Annotated in this window: 16 protein-coding genes; 9 read left to right on the top strand and 7 right to left on the bottom strand. The window is 59.4% G+C overall.

The features are described 5' to 3' along the window. Positions 1-114: 114 nt before the first annotated feature. Positions 115-1344: a Fic family protein gene (locus tag E4Z66_RS19015; protein WP_342773468.1), complete on the top strand. Its 1230-nt coding sequence runs from the start codon at positions 115-117 to the stop codon at positions 1342-1344. 98 nt (positions 1345-1442) lie between these two features. Here the strand turns inward: E4Z66_RS19015 and E4Z66_RS19010 are convergent, their stop codons facing one another. Beyond that, positions 1443-2297, bottom strand: coding sequence for an ImmA/IrrE family metallo-endopeptidase (locus E4Z66_RS19010; protein WP_136464674.1), 855 nt, complete (start codon positions 2295-2297; stop codon positions 1443-1445). Next, positions 2284-2619 (bottom strand): helix-turn-helix domain-containing protein, encoded by a 336-nt coding sequence (locus tag E4Z66_RS19005; RefSeq protein ID WP_136464673.1) that lies wholly within the window; start codon positions 2617-2619, stop codon positions 2284-2286. The genes E4Z66_RS19010 and E4Z66_RS19005 overlap by 14 nt, the downstream gene beginning before the upstream one ends. Before the next feature lie 158 nt (positions 2620-2777). On the opposite strand from E4Z66_RS19005, the gene E4Z66_RS19000 reads away from it, so the two are divergent. After that, entirely contained in the window at positions 2778-2999 is a 222-nt protein-coding gene (locus E4Z66_RS19000; protein ID WP_136464672.1) for a DUF2188 domain-containing protein, read from the top strand. A 320-nt stretch (positions 3000-3319) separates the two neighbouring features. Then, positions 3320-3763 carry a toll/interleukin-1 receptor domain-containing protein gene (locus E4Z66_RS19905; protein ID WP_246036090.1) on the top strand — a complete coding sequence of 148 codons (444 nt, stop codon included), beginning with the start codon at positions 3320-3322 and terminating at the stop codon, positions 3761-3763. A 246-nt stretch (positions 3764-4009) separates the two neighbouring features. Here the strand turns inward: E4Z66_RS19905 and E4Z66_RS18990 are convergent, their stop codons facing one another. Together E4Z66_RS18990 and E4Z66_RS18985 are read right to left on the bottom strand one after the other, a co-directional pair. Beyond that, positions 4010-5104, bottom strand: coding sequence for a helix-turn-helix domain-containing protein (locus E4Z66_RS18990; RefSeq protein WP_136464670.1), 1095 nt, complete (start codon positions 5102-5104; stop codon positions 4010-4012). Next, positions 5104-5766, bottom strand: a complete 663-nt coding sequence (locus E4Z66_RS18985) for a hypothetical protein (RefSeq protein WP_136464669.1) — start codon at positions 5764-5766, stop codon at positions 5104-5106. The genes E4Z66_RS18990 and E4Z66_RS18985 overlap by 1 nt, the downstream gene beginning before the upstream one ends. A 78-nt stretch (positions 5767-5844) precedes the next feature. Here E4Z66_RS18985 and E4Z66_RS18980 point away from each other — a divergent pair, with 78 nt between their 5' ends. Beyond that, positions 5845-6411: a hypothetical protein gene (locus E4Z66_RS18980; RefSeq protein WP_136464668.1), complete on the top strand. Its 567-nt coding sequence runs from the start codon at positions 5845-5847 to the stop codon at positions 6409-6411. 62 nt (positions 6412-6473) lie between these two features. Here the strand turns inward: E4Z66_RS18980 and E4Z66_RS18975 are convergent, their stop codons facing one another. Continuing rightward, on the bottom strand, positions 6474-7742 hold the full coding sequence (locus E4Z66_RS18975) for a peptidoglycan-binding domain-containing protein (RefSeq protein WP_168797838.1): 1269 nt from the start codon (positions 7740-7742) through the stop codon (positions 6474-6476). Between the two features lie 103 nt (positions 7743-7845). Continuing rightward, positions 7846-13869, bottom strand: a complete 6024-nt coding sequence (locus E4Z66_RS18970; RefSeq protein ID WP_168797837.1) for a DUF3320 domain-containing protein — start codon at positions 13867-13869, stop codon at positions 7846-7848. A gap of 229 nt (positions 13870-14098) precedes the next feature. On the opposite strand from E4Z66_RS18970, the gene E4Z66_RS18965 reads away from it, so the two are divergent. From E4Z66_RS18965 to E4Z66_RS18955, 3 genes are all read left to right on the top strand, one after another. After that, complete coding sequence (locus E4Z66_RS18965; RefSeq protein ID WP_136464665.1) at positions 14099-16384, top strand: hypothetical protein; 2286 nt, start codon at positions 14099-14101, stop codon at positions 16382-16384. 260 nt (positions 16385-16644) lie between these two features. Then, on the top strand, positions 16645-16983 hold the full coding sequence (locus E4Z66_RS18960; protein ID WP_136464664.1) for a hypothetical protein: 339 nt from the start codon (positions 16645-16647) through the stop codon (positions 16981-16983). Positions 16984-17050: 67 nt separating this feature from the next. Beyond that, positions 17051-17467 carry a hypothetical protein gene (locus E4Z66_RS18955; protein WP_136464663.1) on the top strand — a complete coding sequence of 139 codons (417 nt, stop codon included), beginning with the start codon at positions 17051-17053 and terminating at the stop codon, positions 17465-17467. Between the two features lie 105 nt (positions 17468-17572). On the opposite strand, the gene E4Z66_RS18950 is transcribed toward E4Z66_RS18955, so the two are convergent. Continuing rightward, positions 17573-18196 (bottom strand): DNA-binding protein, encoded by a 624-nt coding sequence (locus E4Z66_RS18950; protein ID WP_211097195.1) that lies wholly within the window; start codon positions 18194-18196, stop codon positions 17573-17575. A 648-nt stretch (positions 18197-18844) separates the two neighbouring features. Between E4Z66_RS18950 and E4Z66_RS18945 the strand changes: the two genes are divergently transcribed. Both E4Z66_RS18945 and E4Z66_RS18940 read left to right on the top strand, forming a co-directional pair. Further along, entirely contained in the window at positions 18845-19651 is an 807-nt protein-coding gene (locus E4Z66_RS18945; protein WP_136464661.1) for a hypothetical protein, read from the top strand. Between the two features lie 107 nt (positions 19652-19758). Then, positions 19759-21485: hypothetical protein (locus E4Z66_RS18940; protein ID WP_136464660.1), on the top strand; the 1727-nt coding region annotated here is incomplete at its 3' end.

The raw sequence follows: 21485 nt of genomic DNA, 5'->3' as shown, positions 1-21485 counted from the left end.
CCCGCGCCCCTTTGGAAATGCGCAGGATCGGCAGAGCAGATCGGCAAATCGTGCTATTAAGTTCCCATAACTGGTTATCTGATATAAATAATCAGTGTGTGAGGAATCGGCAGAATGATACTTGAAACACCGGCACGCATCGAACCTTGCGGGATCGAGGAACAGATCCCCGTCGCCCTGACGGACCTCGTGCTCGACATTCGGTCCGCCGCCGAAGGCATGGCACGCAGGCTGCACCCTGACAGCGCCGCCGAACTGCGCGCCATGACCCGCATCATGAACGCCTACTATTCCAACCTGATCGAAGGTCATAACACCCGCCCCCGCGACATCGAAGCGGCGTTGGCAGGACGCATGGCGGAGGTCGAGAACCGCCCGCTCGCCGAAGAAGCCGCAGCGCATGTGCGGGTGCAAGCATGGATCGACGAGCAAAACTCGGCCGGGACACTGCCAGAGCCGACCTCCGTGGCGTTCATCCGCGAAATCCACCGCAGGTTTTATGAGGCGATGCCAGAGGAGTACCGCTTTGCGGAGCACGATGGCGTACGGTTGGAAATCATACCCGGTGCCCTGCGCGCCGAAGGACAAGAGGTCTCGGTCGGGCGTCACCAACCGCCCTCGGCGCACCGCCTGCCCGCCTTCCTTGATCATTTCGCCAGTCGGTATCATGGCCTGACCCGGGGCGCGACGGGCCGGATCCTGTCGATCCCGGCGGCGCATCACCGGCTGAACTACATCCACCCGTTTCTTGATGGCAACGGACGGGTCAGTCGGTTGATGTCGCATGCCATGTGTCAGGCGGCGGGGATCGGCGGACATGGGCTTTGGTCGATCAGTCGGGGCCTTGCGCGCGGACTGAAGGACCCGCCGGAATACAAGGAGCAGATGGATGGTGCCGACCGCGCCCGGATGGGCGAGCGCGACGGGCGCGGAAATCTCTCGCTCAAGGCGCTGACCAGCTTTTCGGCGTGGTTCCTGACCGTGATGCTGGACCAGTTGCGCTTCACCGAAGCGATGTTCGATCTGGACGCGCTGTCGCGCCGCTACACCGCCCTACTCCGTGATCTGTATCCCGATCGCGACCGTCTGCCACGCCTGCTGGTGCATTGCCTGACCCACGGCGAGATGCCGCGCGGCGAGGCACGCATGGTTCTGGGCGTATCCGAGCGCAGCGCACGAGACGACCTCAAGGTGCTGACCGAAGCAGGCTTCTTGAAATCCGCGACCGCAAAAAGCCCCGTGCGCGTGGGTTTCCCCCTGGACTACCGAGAGCGGCTTTTTCCCAACCTATTCACAGATGCCGAGCCGCACGTCCCTGCCCCGCCTCAAATTCCAAGCGTTTGAGGCTTTTGACCTTTCGGCAAAGAGGGCGGACTCCGGAAGTTCGCTGCAGACGGCACCAATGATTGCAATGACGCATTTGGATAGGTTGCGGCACTATGTCAGAACGATGGAGCCCCCCATCCATCCTCGACCTCTTCGATCTCAGCCGTGAGCAATGTCATTCGGAAACCGTTTTGCTGTGCCAGCGTTTGCTCGAACAAGGTTACTCCGGCTGTTTTTTGCAACCACGTATGCGCTGCAACCTCAACACAACCCGTTATCTCTCCAATTTCGGCGCTTGAAAGAGCGGAGACACTTTGGTGCGGAACCTGGCCACCTCTGCAAACGGATAATTTGGGAAAGAACTCATTGCTCCGCGCATACCGAATAACGCCTCCCTTCGAAAAAACTATGGCAGCAGGATCACCAATCCGGGGAATATAGCGTCTCGCTGCTGCCTCCCTGCTCACGTCGTGGCGTCGAGCCAGTTCCAGAATGTGGGTCAGATCAGCCTCGCCAGTGTCTCGAACGAAGGACGCGACAACTCGAGCTGGCATGAGCAGTTCAGCAGCGAATTCGTTGGCCTGCTGTTCCATCCGCGAGTGTGGATCGTTTGGCTTAGCCTTCGTGATTGCCAGATCGTTCTTCTTACAGCGGAAGCCATCTGGGCTGTTGGCTCGATGGAACGGATGTACGTAGTGCCCAAGCTCATGGGCAATCGTGTAGCGTTTTCGGCTTTCGTGGCGATCTTTGTTGATCAAGATCGCCCCTTCAGATTTTTCTTTGGGAACAATGAGCGCTCCCTCAAGACCGCTCAACTGTTCCTCCCGGATCTCATAGATATCTATGGCTTTCGCGATATCTCTGACCGGCACCATTACCGTATCGTCTGGAAGTTGATCCAGAATTGCCTTCGCGAGCCTCTTCGGATCGCTCCCAGCATCATCAATTTCCATGCGGTCAATTTTTACCATCTGCCCCCTTTCGGCGGTTTCGAAGCGACTGGATCATATCGTCAATGATCGCCCGGTCATTTTCTTCTAAATCCCCGACCTGCCTGAACATACGTGCCATTTCATCGTTCTGGTCGCTCTCGAAATCTTCGCCAACCAGATGCCGGATCGACACCTTGAAGTAGTCCGCAATCTTGGTCAACAACTCAAGCGATGGGTTGTCCGTTCGGCCTTTTTCAAGCTCCCAGATATGAGTCTTGGAAACTCCGAGGGCGTCTGCAACTTCCTGCAGCGATTTTTTCTTTTTTACCCGGAGTTCGTTCAGACGGACTGCAAATGTCATGTTTCTCTCCCTGAATCAAAGCGGCGCAGCCCATAAGGGGACGCGCCGTAAGATGCAATGATATTATCACGTAGCGGCCAACTTGACAACTCTCGTCGTCAGATCATATGATACGTTATCGGTCGCCAATGGTGGGGCTGTGTTAAATGGAGACAGCAATGTCTAAGAACCAATATGTCGTCCGCAATGGCGGCAAATGGGGCGTCCGAGGTGAAGGCAACGAACGTCTTACACGTAGCTTCGAAACTCAGCGCGAAGCTATCGACCATGGGCGTGATATCGCCCGCAACCAAGGCTCCGAGCTCCGTATTCAGGGGCGGAACGGACAGTTCCGCGAAGCCTGGAGCTACGGCAACGATCCCTATCCTCCGAAAGGCTGAACCGCGTCGCGATATATTCCGCCTTTCCAGCGCCCCCGAACAAAGGAGCAAATTCGATGGCACAATGTACAGCACCCGTGAATGGTCATCGCACGGCAAGTGGGGCCGCAAATTGCCCTGCTTGTCGAGGTGGTGCTCGTGGTTACAGGTCCTCTTTTTCGTATTCACCGTATCGCGGCCCATCCTATTCCTCGTTGGGAGGTAGCAGCAGTTCGCGCAGCGGTAGCGGCTCCAAATCTGGCGGAAGCACAAAACCGCGTTGGTCAAAGTCTGGCTCGACGGTGATTTACACTCCAGTCGAAGTACGAACACTCACTCCAGTGCGAGAAAACGTCGAGAGGCGAGCATCTATCCCCGACATTCGTGACGTTTTTCTCTGTCATGCATGGGACGACCGAGGAGGCGCGGCGAAAGAGCTACACGATTTCCTGGAAGCAGCTGGCGTTTCGGTTTGGTTCAGTGAGAAAGATGTATTGCTTGGTTCGAACCTTCTTCGTGAAATCGACAAAGGGCTTGTGAAATCGCGCGTTGGCATCGTTTTGGTCACCCCAGCACTCTTGCGCCGCCTTCAGGCCGAAGGAATTGCCGATAAAGAACTTTCGGCATTACTGGCGCGCGATCTTCTTGTCCCAATTGTCCATGAGACGACTTACGAAGAGCTACGCGAAGTGAGTCCCTTGCTTGGTTCACGAAGCGGCTTAAGCACTGCTGAAGATACCATGACAAATGTGGCGGCAAAGCTTGCGGAGTTGGTGACGCTTTGATGAATTCTAAAGATGATACGGATCGGCAACTGCAGGCACTAATTTGAGGGCAAGTCGTTCACAGTGCAGCCCCAGAAAGACGATTGGGGTCCATAATCAGGCATTCCTTGCAACCAAAAGTGAATGTTCGGAATGGACCGAAATCGAAAGGATCCGGTTATGTTGTGGCCTGCGGAATCACGGTAGCAATAAGCCGCAGGATGCGCCGCGGTCATTGTTTCGTGAGCCTCCGGTCATTTAGCGTCTCTATTTAACCAGCCTCAACGCAGGCTTAGTTTCCGCGGCGGCGAGTTGGGCGTCGGTATGTTTATTTGGCGCAAGCAGGCCTTTGAGAAGGCCATCAACCTCATCAAGTGGTAATTCAATCGCTTTGGCAATGGTTTCCTTGGTATCGCGCTTGGACCAGAGGTCCGCCAGGATCTGCGACCAGACAACCGAGGTTTCCCTCTCGATGCCCTCGGGCTCGCCACTTCGATAGCCCAGCTTGCCCAGCTGGATGCAGATCGTGCGGTGCTGCCATTCCGTCAGCAAACCAAGTTGGCGCAGACGATAGGCCAGCGCCATGGCGGAGACTTTCCAGCGCCGCTTTAACCGCAGGATGACCTTCACGTCGATGAACCGCGGGACATGCGCTATGACGTCGGACCTTGGCATGAGAAAGGCCGAGGCAAAGGCGTTTGCCTCGTTCTCGGCTTCCCTGCCACCGCCCATTGTTCCATGACGATGCATGGCAAGATGCCCGAGCTCGTGGCAGGCGTCAAAGAGATTGCGCTCTGCTGACTTGAAGGAGTTCAGGAACATGTACGGGACGTCATCCATCCAGAAGGAGAACGCATCAACGTTCTTCGTATCCTCAGATAGTCCGAGGATGCGAACACCCTTGGCTTCGAAAAGCTTCAGGACCGCCGGGATCGGGCGATCTCCAAGCTGCCAGTGGGCACGCAGCGCCTCGGCGGCGCTTTCCGGCGAATACTCCGCGTCCGCACGCAAATTCGGCAGGTCGAGCCCTGGCAGGTTAAACACCTCCTCTGCCCAACGGAACATCTCTACACCCGCACCACCAGCGGCAAAGGCGGCATCACGCACTTTCGCCGACATGTTGGTTAGGCTTCGGAAACTGACCTGTTCCGTAGACAAGGCGGGCGGATCGGGCAAGGTGAAGTAGGCGATCGGATAGTCGAGGACCCCGGCGATCTTTTCGATCGTGGCGGGATCCGCGTCATTTTGCTCCGTTTCCAGCCGCGTGATGGTAACCGGGCTGAGCCCACATAGTCCGGCAAGACCCTTGGCGGTCATCTTGCGCCGCTTACGCGCCGCGGCCAGCCTCTTTCCGTTGTGCATCACTTCCCATTCTTGCGCTTTACGTCGATGATAAGATCATCATCATTCGGCGCGTCTTCTGGCAATACCGAGATCGGGTCAAGATCGCTGTCTTGAACAAGGTAGATCCTTTCGATGAATCCCCTGATTTTGCTGTCCTCGATCACGGGCATGCTCAATTCCATGCGGCCTTCAGGGTCGAGCAGAAGGTAGAACACCGAGAATCGGTTGGTCCTCAGATTGGAGCTTTTCGGCGACGGCAGCGTGACGACCGCAGGAAGATCCACCCCGGCATGATCGAACAGGCTTGCACCCTCGCATACTTTTTCAGATTTTGCGCCGAAATCGCCTGTCTTGGGCCGACGGGAGTCCGAACAGCATCGATCTGCTGTCTTGACGAGAACAATGACGTTCAGGTCATTGTTGACGATTCCTTCCAATCCTCCGTCGTAATAGAGTTCCCAGCCGTTTACGCCGATGTACTCGGCACGCAGTCCAGCGAGGCATTCATGGAAGGTGTACTGCCCGGCAGAGGTCTTGCCATGCATGGCACCGGCCATACCACGACCAGACATGCCGGATGCCCCCGCCGATATGAGGCGTTGCCGCTCCAGGGTCAGTTGGCAAAGGCGTGTTTCGATATGGTCCTGCTCTTTCAGGATCACTGTAGCGATAGAGGCCATTCTGTCTCTCATGTTAATTTTTAACGCCTCATATGATGGCGAAAAAATTAACATTAAGCAAGACCTGCGGTCACCTCAGTGGCCGCACTTGATGCTTTGGTCACCGAGCTGAGTGTGAACAATGCTGGCGGTCTGACTGTCATCACTTACCCAAAATTTTTCCGGCCTGTGAAAGACAACCCGAACTCCTTCACAGGCGCGGGCAAAACCAACCGCCCGTTGTCGCACGCAAACCGAAGGACACGAAGATTGCAGCCTCTTTCTAACCATTTCCGGCTGAAAGTGCTTGTCACCTTTCAGCATCTTCTCACAGAGGCCGATGTATCCCACGAGCAATTCGGCAATTCTCTGAAATATGGCCTTTTCTTCCCTGCAATGCCGGCCACCAGCCCGGAAAACTTTGTTGCTGTGTGTGATGTGATTTCGGAGATCCGGCTACCGCGTTCGAGTTCCCTTGTTCAGCTCAGCGTAGCCTACACGCGGGGCGGCGATTCCAAAATTCACATCAGATCGAGTGCTACAGCGACCTCAGCAGGCCGCGACTATCTCCGACGGCTCGCGGATGACACCACCGAAGCACTTCGCCTGTTCGACCTGTTCGAGTCGGCCGCCATTTTTCATGGCTGGGCGGTCCAATCTGAGTGAAATTGTTTACCGACCACGCTGCGACGGAAGAGGACTCTGGGACACTGCAACGATAATCCGCCTCAGAATTCTATGCCAAGCGCCCGCAGCGATGCAGCGTCCGGCGCGCCGGTGATCCTCAGGCCTTTAGATTCTTGGAAAGCACGCATGGCTCGTTTGCTGCCATTGCCCCAGGCGCCGTCCGGAGCACCGGCATCGAACCCGGCATTGTTCAGAAGCGATTGGATGGCTTTCAGATCGTCCTTGGACAAGTCCAACGTGGAGAATCCACATGCGGCGGCCACCGCCTCGACCGCTTTTGCCGATCCCCGCATGTCGAAAGACCCGTCGTAAGTCTTGCCGTTGTTGTCAAACGTCCGGAGGAACAGCTTCTCACTCTTCATGAGTTTCAGCATCAGGTCGACGCTGGTTGCGCCGAAGATGCCCGTGCCTTGGTTGGATGTCAGCTTGCTCCAGGACGCATTCACAGCGTCGGCACCATCAATCCGATAGGTCACGCGGACCACGTCGCTTCGATAGTTGTAGGACATGAAGCTGTCGACATCATAGACGATAGACGGCGTCCCCTCATTGCACTGAAGAAGCAGGCGCCGCTTGTCCTGAAATGCTTCGGGGTCGTAATCGGAAAAATTGATGGCAAGGACCTTGGGGGAGTCATCTATTTCGGCACGGGTTTCAAGAATTCCGTACCAACCAGCCATGACGAACCCCTCCTTTGCGAGGCCACTAAATACCCCAGAAGTGTAGTCGATATCCGGGTAATCAGGATCTGCCCAAGCCGGAGCATTCGATTCAGCAGGCGGAAGATCATCTTCCACAATTTCGTCCGAAACCGGTGGCGGCGCCGCGGCGGCCAACTGCGGTGTAGAAATGCCATATTGCGCCTGATACCAAGCCAATTTGAGCTGCGCGAGCGTCAGCTTTTCAGTTTCAACGCGGGTCAGCGCCATGGCCTGTACAAGGCCGCCGCTGTTCTTGGCTTCCGCCTCAGCAGCCGCCACAACCTCGGTTTGTGTCTGTATGTCCGTCAGGATTTCGGCAGCCCTCGCCAGGTCGGGTTCGACAGTCGGAATGACCAAGTCGGGGCTGATCCCGGCATCAGCACTCAGCTGCCTGTTTTCGAGCAAGACGCGGTTCATCTTCAACACTTCCAGACGGTACTGCGCGAGCGCTTTGATGACGCCACCCTCGAACTGCGACACCGTCTTCTCTGCATCCTCGATGCGCTGCGTGACGTCTGCAATGTCAGCAGAAAAATCTGCTTCCTGGCCCGCCGCCGGAAACGCGACAAGAACAGAAGCCGCGAGAACCCAAGGAGCTGTGCGTGTCATGAAATCGATCCTCGTCATTTCCTTACCTTTCACCCATCCAATAGGCTTGGATCGACGACGGCGACGTTGACCTTGCGCAGTCGTCCTAAAAGCCCCTTCCGCCCTATTCCTGCCCCTCGCGGTCATCTTCCAGATCAGGGCCGCCCTGCCCCAGCTGCTCTGCCAGTTTTGCAATGTCAGCGCGGAATGACTTTGTGACCCGCCCATACCCGAGCAGGCCAGCGACTTCCTCGGCAAGGTCCGCAGGATCCTTGTCCAGTGTCTTTCGGATAAGGCCCAGCTTTTCAGGAAGCGGAACCTCTTTCCACTTACGTGGGCGGCCATTGATTTCGAGTCCTCGGAAGGGCAGCACTTCGGCAGGGTCAGCATCATCTGGCCAGAATATCCAGTGCTCATCTGCCGACCGGGTCCGGGGTGCGACGCGCTCGACCGCATGCCAGATCGTCGAAGAAATCTTGCCTCCGGTGCGTTGGAAGCCATGATCCCGGGCGATCAGATCGCTCAAGCGTTTGAAGGTGATCGGTGCTTCCTGCTCTACGTAAGACCGCGCCAACTTTTGCAGAATAGGTTTGTAACTCGGCGCATGGAACGACTCTGGATTCAGGTCGATTTCAGGCTGAGCAACAATTCCCAGATCGAGCTCCGGCGCATCTGTCTCACCCGTATCCAGCATGCGCGCTGCGAGAGGCGTTTCCCTTTCGGTGAGCGACAGCGCCGGTTCAGAAGACGGCGGCTCAGCCGTCGGTTGTTCCGTCTCGGCCTGCAAGCCGTCCTCAGCGGCGTCATCGGGGTCAGGTGATGGGGCGTTCTCCGGCGCGGGTTCTGCGTCCTCAATGTCAGACTCTTCCTTTGCTTCGGCGGCTTCCGCGGCAAGCCGGTCTTCCTCTCGAACCGTTTCAAGCAGAGCCTCGAGGTCCTGGTGAAGCTGGTCCAAACGTGAACCCGGATCGATGAACCAGTCTGTCGACCAGACCCGCAAAAGCCGCCACCCCAGACGTTCGAGAATGATATGGCGCACCCGGTCACGGTCACGAGCCGAAGCCGACGAATGATAGGCGGCCCCATCGCATTCGATCCCCGCAAGGAATTCACCGGGTTTGTCAGGATGCACGACGCCCAAGTCGATGCGGAACTTCGAGACACCAATCTGCGTGCGAATTGTCCAGCCCTTTGCGCGCAGGCGCTCGGCAACGGCCATCTCGAAATCGGAATCGTAGTCACTGAAACCGTGGGATTGAACGGCACGGCCAAGTGCTATGGGCCCCTGAGCCGCAAACTCGAGGTAGTGCTTCAGATCGCGCACCGCGTCCGAATTGGTGCGCGTCAGGTCGATCATTGCCGGATCGAAGCTGCAGAAGATCACCACTTCGCTGGTCGCACGGGTGATGGCCACATTCAGTCGCCGCTCACCCCCCTTTTGGTTCAGGGGACCGAAGTTCATCGAGATGGTCTGCGCCCCAGGTTCGGTCGGCCCATAGCAAATGGAGATCAGGATGACGTCACGCTGGTCACCCTGCACCGTTTCCAGGTTCTTTACGAAAACCGGTTCCTGTACATTCGGGCCGAAGAACTTTTCGAGAGCGGGATCGGCGCGGCGGGCTTCGTCCAGCAAATTCTCGACGAGGCGTTGCTGCTCCGTGTTCAGCGTCACAACACCGATGGAGAGATGCCGGCGCGCCGGGTCTTTTAGGTGTGCAACAACTTCTGCAACGACGGCCTGCGCCTCTTGCGGGTTGTTTCGCCCTTTGCCGCGCGCATAGACGCCGGCTATCCGCTCCAGCCGCACTGCAGTTTCGCGTGTATCTGCCGACGGATACGTGACCAGTTGACCCTCGTAGTAGGCATGGTTCGAGAATGCGATCAGGCTTTCATGTCGACTGCGGTAATGGCCCGTCAGCCTGTGCAGGGGCACGCGAGCCGCCAAAGCCTCATCGAGGATACTCTCGAGATCAGCCATGATCATGCCGTCGCCATCATCATCCCCCGCATCCCGCGAGAAGAAGTTGGTCGGCGGCATCTGCTTGGGGTCACCGACGATGATACTGCGCCGACCACGGGCAATTGCGCCGATGGCGTCGGGAACGGTGATCTGACTGGCTTCGTCGAACACGACAAGGTCGAACAGCTCGGAGTCTGCGGGCAAGAACTGGGCCACGGACAGGGGGCTCATCATCAAGCAAGGCGTGAGGCGTGTCAGCGACGTCCCCATATCCTTGACCAATTGCCTGACCGGGGCCGCACGCGCCCCACGCTGAAGTTGTCGCGCCAATACGCCAAGCCCCGGATCGGCGGTTGTCTGGCGGTCTGGGATTTCACCGGAAAGCCGCGCGCGCACATAGGCCGCTGTCAAACCAGCAAAGGCTGCATCGAGTTTGCGGAAATCCGCGATGTCCGCGCTGTGGGTCGTGGCCGAGAAACGCCGCAGGAGCGGGTTGGCGTCTATCAGTTCCGGCGCAGCCCAACGACAATAGGCCGTGCGAAACGCCTCGACCGTTTGCTCGTGATCCAGAGAACCGTTTTCAAGCGCGGCAGCGAGGGCGCCGAGTCCTTTCTCTTCGGCCTCGCGGCGGGCCGAGACCCAACCGCACCATGCATTCAACCGTCGCTCACGGTCGGCCACCGCGCCAGAAGTCTCGATGAGCCGATCCAAAGATTGCCGCTCTGGCAATTGACCTGCCGGGACTGTCAGCCCCTGCCACTCAGCTTCGACGGCGGCAAAGGCCTCCAACGCATCCCGTAGTTCAGCCCCTGCCCTGTCGGTCGCGCCACCTTGTTCCAGAAGATCTCGCCCGTCGCACAACCGCAAACGCAACGTCGCGCGCAAGCCAACGATGTCATGCCCTGCATCACCCAGGCGCAGCATAGCCGCGCGCAGAGCTTCTCCGCCCGTCACGGCTGCGCGCAGGGACTGCGCCGAAGTCGCCAGCCCCTTCCACGGCGTTCCTTCCGGCAAGGTATCCGCAATCTTGCTCATCTGCTGTTGCAGGTCCGCCATGTCCGCCAGCTTTTCGAGGTCGTTTTCGGGGGTATCGGAGCCGGTGCCGATCTGGCCGATGATGGTCGCGCGCAGCTTTTTCAAGGCACCGCCGCGGGTCAGGAAACTGCGCCCCTGCGCCTCAGTGCGCTCAGAAAGCCAAGCCCTGATCGGAGCTGCTGCGATGGCGTCGTCACGGTATCCCTGTGACAAATCCGTGCGAACCGCCTGCCACTTTTCCAGCAAGGGCAAAAGCGATGACAGGCTCTCCAGGGCAGACCGCCCATCGGAGGTCATCGCAAAACTGAGGTCCGTCGCGAGGCAGTGCGGGAAGCACTTCGTGAGGTCCGCCAGAGCTTCTGCCTCCGTGCGCTGATCTGCGACAGTTGGAAGATCGAGACGTTGCGCCAGCGCGCTGCGCGCCGACAACAGGGATTGCGCCGCCTGCCCAAGCCGCCGCGCTGCGTCCACAACCTGCCCCTGCCACGCGAAATTCCATTCCTCGGTGCTGATCCCGGCAAAGGTTTCAAAATCGTCGCTTTCGGTTTCACTGAACCGTTGACCCAGCCTACGCGCCGCGGTGCAAAGCTCGTCGAAGGTTTCAGGGGTCGGCGCGTGTCCAACAGGCCCCTGTCGCTTGGGCCAATCAAGCTCCACGCGATGCAGATCGCCATGGCGCAACGTCCGGCCCATGGCATCTCGCGCGCTGATCCCCGCCGGACCAGGTGCATGAAGCGCGTCCACCAACCCGTTCAGCCGATCCCGTAACTCCGCCAGTCGATTTGCCTCGCGGGTCCACTCGGCCTGATCCAGAGTGTCGTGGCTGGACCATGCGGAATCGAGCTGATCCAGAACCGCCTTTTTGCTGGCCTTGTTGGAATGCAATTCGAGACAGAAATCGCCGAGGCCGACCTCTTTCAGCCGCCGATACACAACATCCAGCGCAGCCATCTTCTCGGACACGAACAAGACACGCTTACCCAGTGCAAGGTTGTGCGCGATGATGTTGCCGATGGTTTCGGACTTGCCGGTGCCCGGCGGGCCTTCGAGAACGAAATCACCCTCATGACCGGATGCGTGTACCGCGACCAACTGGCTACTGTCCGCGTTCAGCGGCGCGAACACGTCCGATGGTGAGATGCGGCGATCAATCTCGCGTGGCTCGATAAAGGACGATGGCGTGGCGAACGGCTCGCGTGGCGTGTCGATCAGGTGGCGGACAAGCGGGGCTTCTTTCAGCCGCTCAGTTCTGTCCGCGAGGTCTTTCCACATCAGATACTTGGCAAAGGAGAATGTACCGAGGATCACGTCTTCGGTCACCTCGAACCCGGGCACGTCGCGCACACGGTGCCGTACGATATCCCAGATGCGCGCCACGTCGACGCCACTGTCATCGCGTGGCAGATCGCCAACAAGCTCGGCGATGTCGATGCCAAAATCCTGTTTCAACATTTGCAGCAGGGTCAGGTTGAAGACCGTGTCGTCGTCATGTCGGACGAGAACCGGTTTTGACCGCGCGCTCGCGCGTTCCAGCCGCACCGGCACAAGGATCATCGGCGCCCGGCTGTCGCTGCTGGTTCCAGTCGGCGTCCAGCGCAACATTCCCAGCGCAAGGAACAACGTGTTGCTACCACCCTCTTCTATATCCGCGCGCGCCTTGCGGTACAGATTGATCCCGGCCTTCTCCAAGGTCTTTGGATCGGTATTCGCGATGACCTCCTTGCGCTCCAAGGCCTCAAGCGCATGGTTGCGCGCCCAGTCATCTCCGGTCCGCAGAGTGAACTGCGCGCGGTCGCTTTCGCTTCCCTTGGCACCTTTCTCCGGCGGCGGGGTCAGACGCAGCTTTGCTCCGCTGGCAAGCAGGTCTTCAAGCCGCCCGGGGTCAGGACAGAAGATTGGCAGTGCCGTCGATGAGGGCTTGACGTTCAGCAGCCGGTTGCGGCGCGACAGGTCCAGAAGGCTGCGCTTCCAAGTCGCCAGCCTTTCCTCCGGGGTTTTTTCGGAGAGATCCGTATCGTCCTGCTGCTCAAATGGCGGCAAGTCATCCGGCGGGATATCGAGCGGCGGCGCGCAGGTTGGTTCGGTTGCGTCGCCATCTCCACTCGCCTCGGCCAATGACGACAATGGCTGGATGCCACGTTTGCGCGCTTGGTGGACGTCGAGTGCATAAATGAACTTCGGGTCATGTTCCTCGGCGATCTGGCGGTTGGCCTCGTTGATCGCCTTTGTGAAGGGCAGCGGGTGCCCCGCTGTCGCCATCGTCGTCTCGAAAAGCACCAGCTCGCGCAGATCTTTGGCTTTGCGCACGACCAGCGGATCATCGACCGTCAATGTCGGGAACCATGCAGGCTGCAACCAGGCTCCGGCAAAAGCGTGTCCCTCGGTGAACACCACAACCGGATGCAGGCCGGCCTGCTCAAAAGCCGCAGCAAACAGCAGCGCGGTGTCGAGACAGGTCGACAGTCCTGTATGACGGATATCGGATGGCAGACGAATCTTCTGGCCCGTCGTCTCGAAACTGGCCGGTGGCACGGCGTAGGTCAGGCCCTGAGCGCTGACCGCAGCCCAGATCGCCGACATCAGCTCCCATGATCTTTGGGTGGATTTCGTCTGGTAGCCATTAATCGATCCGTCCCGGCCCCCTTCGACGAGGATCCGCGACGCATCTTTCAGGACTTTCTGAACAAAGCCGTCATTGGGGGTTACAAACGCCGCCAACAGCTCCGGCATGTAGCGCGAGCCACCCCATTCGTTGCGGGCCAAAGCCTCGACGGTCTCTGTTGTCTCGGCAAGGACATCATCGCCTTGATGCACCGTCAGACGGACATCCGCGCGCAGACGATCCGTGAGCTTGTCGAGCATGCCACCTGCAAGCGGTAGGCGACGATCGGTGATCCGCAGCTTCGCCCCGGCATCGAGACGATCGATGGTCCATTCTCGCGCGCCAAAGACCGCCGGGTCAGCTGAAATGGACAGCCTGAGATCTTCAAGATCGTTTTCAGAGGGGTTTTCTACCGTCAATTCCAGCAGCACCGGCACATCATTCTGATGGGATGCGAAGGTCACCTTTCCCGCGAGCTCAACATTGATGATCGGTTCAGGAGAAGTGGGCGCGTGGTCGGCCGCGCCCTCAGCAATAATCAAATCCGACATCAAAATTACCTCGCGACAACAATAGCTTTCAACCAGAGAGTATCGCGGCATGTTCTGCATGCAAGCAAGTTGGCACCCTACCCTTTCAGGTTCGACCTCAGCGGCCCCAGAAAATTTCGCTTTCGCATGAAGCGGCCAATGTCCTCGTCAGCTCCCGGCTGCGCAGCGTGCAACCGCCGGTGACGCGCGCCGCAATGCACCACTAACCAATCCAGCGAACCGATTTCCCATGTCAAAGCAGTTGATTCCCAGAACGCTCGCAGACCTCAGAAGCGGAATTGCCAACGGCACGGTCATGTGTACCGCGCCCAGACCGACCCTCGCCATCCTCGACTTGGCGGCCAAAGCTGTCGGTGCGATGCGTATGCACTACCCCGAGATCATCCGTTGCGAGGCCAATTTCGCCGCGGAATTTCCCGAACAGCCTGACGCCCACCATCTGTCCGTTTTCGGGGACCTCGAGTTATACAAGCGCTGTCGCAAAGCCCTGTTCCGGCAGTGCAGGCTCGCGGGTTTATGGTCCGATCCCTACCCATTGCTGAACGCTGTGGCCAAATCCCTGAACGCGCCGGGGATCAATCGCCGAATTCTTGAAGCCCATTTCCCGGAAAAGCTGCCGCGGGACATTACACGCGCGGATGCGCTTGCGGTCGATCGCCACCTGCAAGGCCTTGAGCGCTCTCAGTTTCGCCGTGTCTTCGCCCTTTTCGACCAGATCAGACGGGACGAACGCGTCATCGCCGCGGGCTTCCTTGATTGGACGCCGATCGGTGCGTTCCCAACGTATCGCAATGGCTCCATGCTTCACTTGGACTTGCCTGAAGATCTGGCCACCTCCGCCAACACCTTGAGCGCGAGCCATGCCCGTTGCGCGCGACGAGCTTACGAGTTGGCCGTCGACTTCGGACTCGTCGACCTCGGGATGCCTGCCAATCAACTCGCGATCACCGAAGCGCAAGCGCGGGCCTTTCACACTCACCTCGCCAAACAGTACTCCCAGGGCATTGCCAGCAAGTATCTGCACACCGTGGTCGCGTTGATCCGGGCCGCAAATCCTTCCGGCATACCCGTTGGCTTCGAAGCCCCCGACATCACATGCAAACCACGCGCCCCAAAATCTCTAAAGCGACCCAAACCTGCACCGCGCAAACTTCCATCCCTGCCTAAAGCACTGTCAACGGCTCTCGCGGAATTTGCTGCCGCGCATCGTGTCGGCCAGCAACGGATCAGGCAGCTGCGCAACCGCCTGGCGAACACGTGGGACAAAGCAGGCTTGCGCGGTGAAGCGCTGCCGGATGATATCCGCGCCCTGTTCGATGCGGCAAATCCGGATCTGAACGAAGAGCAGCGCGCGTCCGACCATGCGATGATCGCGGCCTTCCAGCAGCATCTACATGCCCCCTGCCCTTGGTCCCTGCTACTGAAACGCGAACGCGACCTTTCCTTGCGACATGTCGATCGCAAGGGGCTTGCACTCATTAAAACCATCGCGCTTTCGCAGGAACCCGCGCTGGCGCCGGGCGAGATCACCCAAGCGAATGCTCCTGCCCTACATGCTGCCGCACGACAACGCGGTCAAAGCACACGCGGCCGCCTTGGTCTCGAAGCTCTCGATATCCTGCGCGATCACATGCCGGACATTCTACCAAGCCCGGCCATTGGTGCCTTGCCCGACGCCCGGAAAGGCGAAAATCTTGATCTTCCGGACGCACTCGAGGCCGCGCTGCGAGAATTTGCAAAATCCGGCGGCTACACGACCCACAGTGTCAAAGCGCTGCTCGTGGCGGTCCGCAAACTCTACACGCTTGCGCCGAACCGGGCAGTCTTCGATGCGGAATTGACGTGTATCCCCTGGCAGCATCTTTTGAACGAAGCGATGGCGCGATATCCCGCGCAGATGGAGATCTATCGCACCGCGATTGCCCGTCTCGCGACCCGTGTGGGTCAAAACAAGACAGCAGGCTGGACCACGCTCGAGGCACTCGTTGTTCAGACCGGCGTCGCGCGCGAACAGAATCCCGTAGACCGACTTGCCCGGGTTGCCGTAGCTGACGGACTTGAGCCGTGGCACCTTGATCGCGAGTGGGCGTGGGTCCATGAGCGCGGCCTGCGTCCAGACCTACGCCGCGCCTGGTCTCGCGCTGTCGCGTTGTTCGACGCTCTGAACGACATACCAGAGATCGCTGCATCAGGTCTGCTGCCGCCTGGCCGACTCGGGCCTATGCCGGTCATCGGCGAGCGGCTCAAACAAGCGGAATTTCCGTTGCCGAGGGGCATCGACGCCGCCCTGTGCGGCGTCGACAAGCAAATCCTGGAAGCCGCGCACTTCGTCTGGCGGGCTCTGCGCCACCTGGGTCTCTACGCCCGCGGCGACAACCCGACTTGCGCTGAGCTTTTCTCGGACGCATCCCTCGGTCGCGTGCGAGAGCTGCAAACACTCATCGGACGCCAGAACGCAGCCTTGCATATCGACCGGATCCGCGATTGGCGGCTGAGCCAGGACCTCACCCGATAGAAGTACGCAAGCGCCAGGATCAGTGGTCGGGTGCATTCCGGATCGAAAATAGGACTTGGTTGTCTTGTTACGGGGCGACCACGTTGATGACGGCGCGGTCGCGCCAATCGTGACCCAAAAGTTTTTTCACAAATCGCTTCGGCCCAGAACCAACTGGCCAACATCCTTGTTGCAAGACGCGGACGGGCACCGCGCCAGGCATTTGAAGCCGGACAGAGACATCCCGGCACCACAACCCGGCAAACAAGGAGCCTGCCGCCATGCCCAGAGACATGTTCTCTTCCATACCCACCGTCGAATACCTCCTGTCGAACTACGCTGCGTTCGAGTGTGCAACCGCCCTGCTCGGCGGCCAAGCCGCACAGAAGCGGTTCCGACGTCTCATCGACGATGCACTCTCCGCACCCGAACTGTCGCGCCGCCTGAACCGTGAACTCGATGCGCTCGAGGACCTGCTGGGTCTGCGCCACGTCCATGATGACACGCGTGTAGAAGCCATGCACTTCGCGATGATCGATCCGGCCTCCCCCGCGGTCGCGGACATCTGCGCTTTGCTCGACGGCCTGCGCGACGCTCGGGCAAAAGCCACCGTTGGCTGAGCGCAAACGGCACGCTGCGGTTCGGACGCAGCGTGCCCCCTACCCTTCGCAACGACAGGAGAGCGAAATGACCTTGCGACACGACCTCGACGACATCGCCCTGCAAGCCAGCCTCGAGCTTGGGCACTTGCAGGAGCTGCTGCGCCATGCGCGCGACCGCCTGACCTTCTCGACCCGCAATAGCTTCGACCGGCTGTTCCGCGAAACCCGCGAGCACGGTCTGTTTGCGCCGGCGACGCTCCAGCATGCAAACGAGATCCAGGACCGCCTGTTACGGGACATCGACAGCGTTGGCGGGGCACCCCTGCCCGCCCGCAGCGACGAAGGCGATCTGATCTGGCTGGGCGGGACCGAGCTTAGCCGAGAATATTCCGACATCGAGCGCAGTCTCGACCGCTACATCGCAAACGCGGCGTGGGTGAACCATGCGCTGGAAACCGAAGCCGCGCTGAGCCGCCGTCGGGACCAACTCGCGACCGGTTAACGACTGACAGACAGACCGAAAGGAGTGAGCCGCATGCGTGACCGCGCCGTGCGGCTCATTGACGTTTCCGCCAGTATCGTTGGCGTGGCGCACCCCGTCGTCGCGTCACGCGACGGTGGCCGGCCCAGAACCGGTGTCCGCGCTGTCCTCATCGGCAATCCAGTCACCGCCATTGTCAGAGGTTCGGCGCGGTTCTCGCCTAAGAACATGCATGCATTCCAGGTAAGCTTCGAGGCGGATCTCGGCCGTCCGGGCCCTTTCCAGGGCCGCGTCACGTTCCGCCAGCGCCTGCCCGGCCTTGCGCTCGGCGTCCAAAACGCGCACCTCCGCTGCTGCGAGTTCTGACTCGACCTCCTCCATGTCAGACGACGCATCAGCCTCCAGTTTGCGCTGCTGGGCTGAGAGCCGCGCAAGTTCATCCCGTAGATCGCGTGTTTCGGCCCGCGAAGCGGCAGTCAAGTCATCGACCGCGCGCGACACCGCCCCAAACACTGCGTCCATCACACTTTCTGGCAACGCAAAATCCCGTGATCGCGCCGATCGCATGGCGGACTCCTGCTCTTGCAACTCACTCAGGACACGGCTGATGCGCGTCCGATCGCCAGCGCCCAGATGACTGCGCACGGCACGCGCAGACGGCCAGTCCCCTGTTGAATTTTGTGTCTTCAAAGTCTGCGCAGCGGCGCGGATTTCGTCTTCGGTTATCGCCATGTTTGCGTTAGACGCCATGATCATAGCCCTTCGGCTGGCCGGATGGTCGGCTGGGTGGTCGGACGGTTGATCCGCACGTTTTCGCGGCCAGAAGCAAACAGATGATGACCGGTCCGAGGAAAACAAAACCGCATTTGAACAATCGCAATTGCACGCGCCTGAACACCATCCCCCCTTTCACAGGAAAGACGCCTGGAAAAAAGTCTCGGCGGTCCATGCGGCGCGACTCCTCCGGGGCAAAGCGACCGGTATCCGAAGCAAGGCGACCCGGCTCCGAACGAAAGCGACCGAGGTCCGAACCAGAGCGACCTGCACCCGAACAAAAGCGACCGAGAACGTTTAACTATCTGATATTAATAGATGAACGCCTATCTGAAAAAAGAGAAAGAAGAGAACCTTTTGAAAATGTCGCGATGCGACGGGGAGTGTTGGATTCTGTCTGGCCTTGGCGGCCGGCCGGGATGTTGAACCAGGCGGCTCCGCTTGGCTTTGCTTTCCGGGAGCCCATGTCTGTTTCATCGCCGCAAACGGCGACCTGACTATCAGGTTGCCCTGGGCCGAGACTTGACGGCGCAGGCTGCATTGCCGGGTTTGCGATGCGCCCACAAGAAAAGTTTTCCGAGCTGACAGGCCTGCACCCATCTCCGCTTCAACAGGAGATGCGAAATGTCAGACTTCACACCCTTCAAGAAATTCCACCCGGCTACCAAAGATGAGTTGGCACGCTGGTCGACCTTCTCGCGCAACACAATTGGTCCCGTCCTGACGCGCCTCGGCGTGATGCCGCTCGGCAAACGCTATCCAATGATCCGGATCTATGCGGGTCTGCTCGGCATGACCCCGGATGATCAAGAGGACGAGGACACGCTGGGTGCCGGTCTGATCCGGACAAGTCGCGTCGCGAACATGATCGGGACCAGTGTGGACGTGCTGCATGCCGAGCTGCGCCGGACATCCAACCCCTACCCGCCTATGTTCGTCTTCGGACCGAAACGACACATGCTGCTGCGCGCGCAGGTGCACCAGATGCTCTCGAGCCCGAGAAACGACTGGCATCCGATCGAGATTGCATCTGACCATGCCGTGCCTGCCTCGCGCCTCGCTCGGCACCTCGGAGTGTCGGAGGCGAAGATTTCAGCCGTGCTCGCCGACAAGTCCAACCTCCCCGCGCATGTCATCGTTCGGGGCAGCATTCACTTTGTCATCGCCGATGTGAAAGCGCGCCTGTCCGAACAGCTCAACAGCCGCCCTGCCCCGGCAACCCAAACGCCCGAGGCCCCTGCCCCGCTGACCGCCGCGAGACCCGCGACGGCAGGTCCGGCTGTGGCCGGCGCGCCGCTGTTCAAACGCGCCATCCAGCGGTCCACGGGCCATGCTCAGGCGGCGCCCGACCGCACGCAGTCCGGCCCTGATGCACACAGAGGCGATCGCGCGCACACGGTCTGCGCCGAGGCGAAACTCTCGGACACATAAGGCACCGTTAAGTCACCATTTTTTCCGCCTCCGACGCACAAAATCGCTTCGGGCGCACACAAACCAGCCAACTTCCTTCTCAACACATGAATATGAAAGGACACTCCATGATCTCTTTTTCCAACGCCGTTGCCGCTGCGATCCAGGGCAAGGCAAAACGCATCGACACGATGCAGACGGTCTTCGACGAGACCCAGGACCCGACCGAACGCAATCGTGTCGCCAGGGTCGCGGAGTTCTTCGACGCGCCGCTCTCGACCTTCGGCGGCGATCTGCTTGCCTGGTTCGATGCAAATTTCCCGCCCGTCAAAAAGCTTGGCGCGGCCCCACTGCCCGGCCATGAGCGCGCGTTCTGGAGCACCCATGACACATATCAAAAATGGCGTGAGGTCGTTCGCCGCAGGATCCGCCATACCACTGGCGAGATCGACGCAAAGGCCGCGCTGCGCGCGCGTACCGACGGCTGGACGCCGCTTCTCGCCCTGCTCAATGACCTGAAAAAAGGTCCCGGGCCGGTGCACCCCGCAAGCGTCGGCGCCATCATGGCGTTTTCCGACACGGCGCGGGCGGCTGGCCATGACCCCGCCGACCTCACGCCAGAGGTTGTACCCGCTTTTCTCAAAGGCCTGCCGCCGATGGAGCGGGAAAAGGCCGCGAAGGCCCTGCGTGCTCTGGCGCGGGTAAAGGTCATCGACGAGGTCGCCGACCATCTGCCCACTGGATACGATCCTTCATACCTGATTCCGGCAGACCGTACGTTGGTCCCGCAAACCGTGCGGGCGATGATCGCTGAATTGGTGAACAATGCCCGCTATGACGAAAGCACCTATGACGACGTGTCCCAGTCAAGCAAGGAAAACTTCGGGGACGAAGCCGCCGAAACTTACCAGAGCGCGTTGATTGCCCTTGCCCGGTCAGCTGAGGATCTGGGCTGTGTGCAGTTGGACACGTTGAACTGCCTCGACCGTCTGTTCACCTGTGAGACACGACTTCCAGTGCTACAGCTGTGGACCGGCAAGACAGAAACCAAGCCGCCCTTCTCCCTCCGTACTGCGCGAGATTACACACGCATCATTGTGCAAATCGGCAAGGCCAACGGATTGGATATCGAAGAATGGCAAGGCAACCTCGATAACAACGCGCAACTGGAGGAAGGCCGCACCGCAGGCAAGACCATGGCGCCCAAGGTGCAGGAGTTCTGTCAGAACCTGATTGCAAACCCCAAAAACGTCCAAACGTTCCTGCGTCAGCACGTCCTCTATCAAGAGCGTGCACAGAACATCCTTTCTACCGACAAACAGTTGACGCAACGTCAAAAAAGAAAAGCCCGTAGATTCGGGACCTGTGCCGCTATCGCCGCGGTGGAAATCCGGGGCGCGGGCCTTCGCAAAGGCAGCGTGCTTGCCGTGCAGAGTCATGGTGTGAGCCCCAACCTGCGCCTGCGCAACAATGGACAAAAACGCTGGTACGAATTGCTCGTCGCCCGCAAGGACATGAAGGGCGAGTACGTCCAATTGCCATCCATTCCGATCCGCGATGACAAGTACGAGGGTTTCGCTGTGCTGGACTGGTACCTGAAATCGATCCGACCGCTATTCGATTATGGCAACGCCGATTTTTGTAAGCAGAAGAAATGCGCGATGTCCCCTTATCTTTTTGTCTCCGAGAAATCCGCAGCACCCTTGGACGGCAGGCTGTTTTATCGGTGGCTGACATCATGCAGCCACGCCATCGAACTGCGGATGACGCCGCACAATTACCGGCACGGCTTCGCGACCTTGCTGCTCGCGCGATCCTGGTCGAACCGCGGACGTGCCGCAGCGTTTCTGGGCTG

The organism is Aliishimia ponticola, assembly GCF_004803475.1.
Taxonomy (GTDB): domain Bacteria; phylum Pseudomonadota; class Alphaproteobacteria; order Rhodobacterales; family Rhodobacteraceae; genus Aliishimia; species Aliishimia ponticola.
This window is presented reverse-complemented; position numbering and strand designations above follow the sequence as displayed.

Coding starts and splice junctions, on each gene's coding strand:
- E4Z66_RS19015 (WP_342773468.1), top strand. CDS start 115: ATGATACTTGAAACACCGGCACGCATCGAACCTTGCGGGATCGAGGAA.
- E4Z66_RS19010 (WP_136464674.1), bottom strand. CDS start 2,297: ATGGTAAAAATTGACCGCATGGAAATTGATGATGCTGGGAGCGATCCG.
- E4Z66_RS19005 (WP_136464673.1), bottom strand. CDS start 2,619: ATGACATTTGCAGTCCGTCTGAACGAACTCCGGGTAAAAAAGAAAAAA.
- E4Z66_RS19000 (WP_136464672.1), top strand. CDS start 2,778: ATGTCTAAGAACCAATATGTCGTCCGCAATGGCGGCAAATGGGGCGTC.
- E4Z66_RS18990 (WP_136464670.1), bottom strand. CDS start 5,104: ATGCACAACGGAAAGAGGCTGGCCGCGGCGCGTAAGCGGCGCAAGATG.
- E4Z66_RS18985 (WP_136464669.1), bottom strand. CDS start 5,766: ATGGCCTCTATCGCTACAGTGATCCTGAAAGAGCAGGACCATATCGAA.
- E4Z66_RS18975 (WP_168797838.1), bottom strand. CDS start 7,742: ATGACACGCACAGCTCCTTGGGTTCTCGCGGCTTCTGTTCTTGTCGCG.
- E4Z66_RS18970 (WP_168797837.1), bottom strand. CDS start 13,869: ATGTCGGATTTGATTATTGCTGAGGGCGCGGCCGACCACGCGCCCACT.
- E4Z66_RS18965 (WP_136464665.1), top strand. CDS start 14,099: ATGTCAAAGCAGTTGATTCCCAGAACGCTCGCAGACCTCAGAAGCGGA.
- E4Z66_RS18960 (WP_136464664.1), top strand. CDS start 16,645: ATGCCCAGAGACATGTTCTCTTCCATACCCACCGTCGAATACCTCCTG.
- E4Z66_RS18955 (WP_136464663.1), top strand. CDS start 17,051: ATGACCTTGCGACACGACCTCGACGACATCGCCCTGCAAGCCAGCCTC.
- E4Z66_RS18950 (WP_211097195.1), bottom strand. CDS start 18,196: ATGGCGTCTAACGCAAACATGGCGATAACCGAAGACGAAATCCGCGCC.
- E4Z66_RS18945 (WP_136464661.1), top strand. CDS start 18,845: ATGTCAGACTTCACACCCTTCAAGAAATTCCACCCGGCTACCAAAGAT.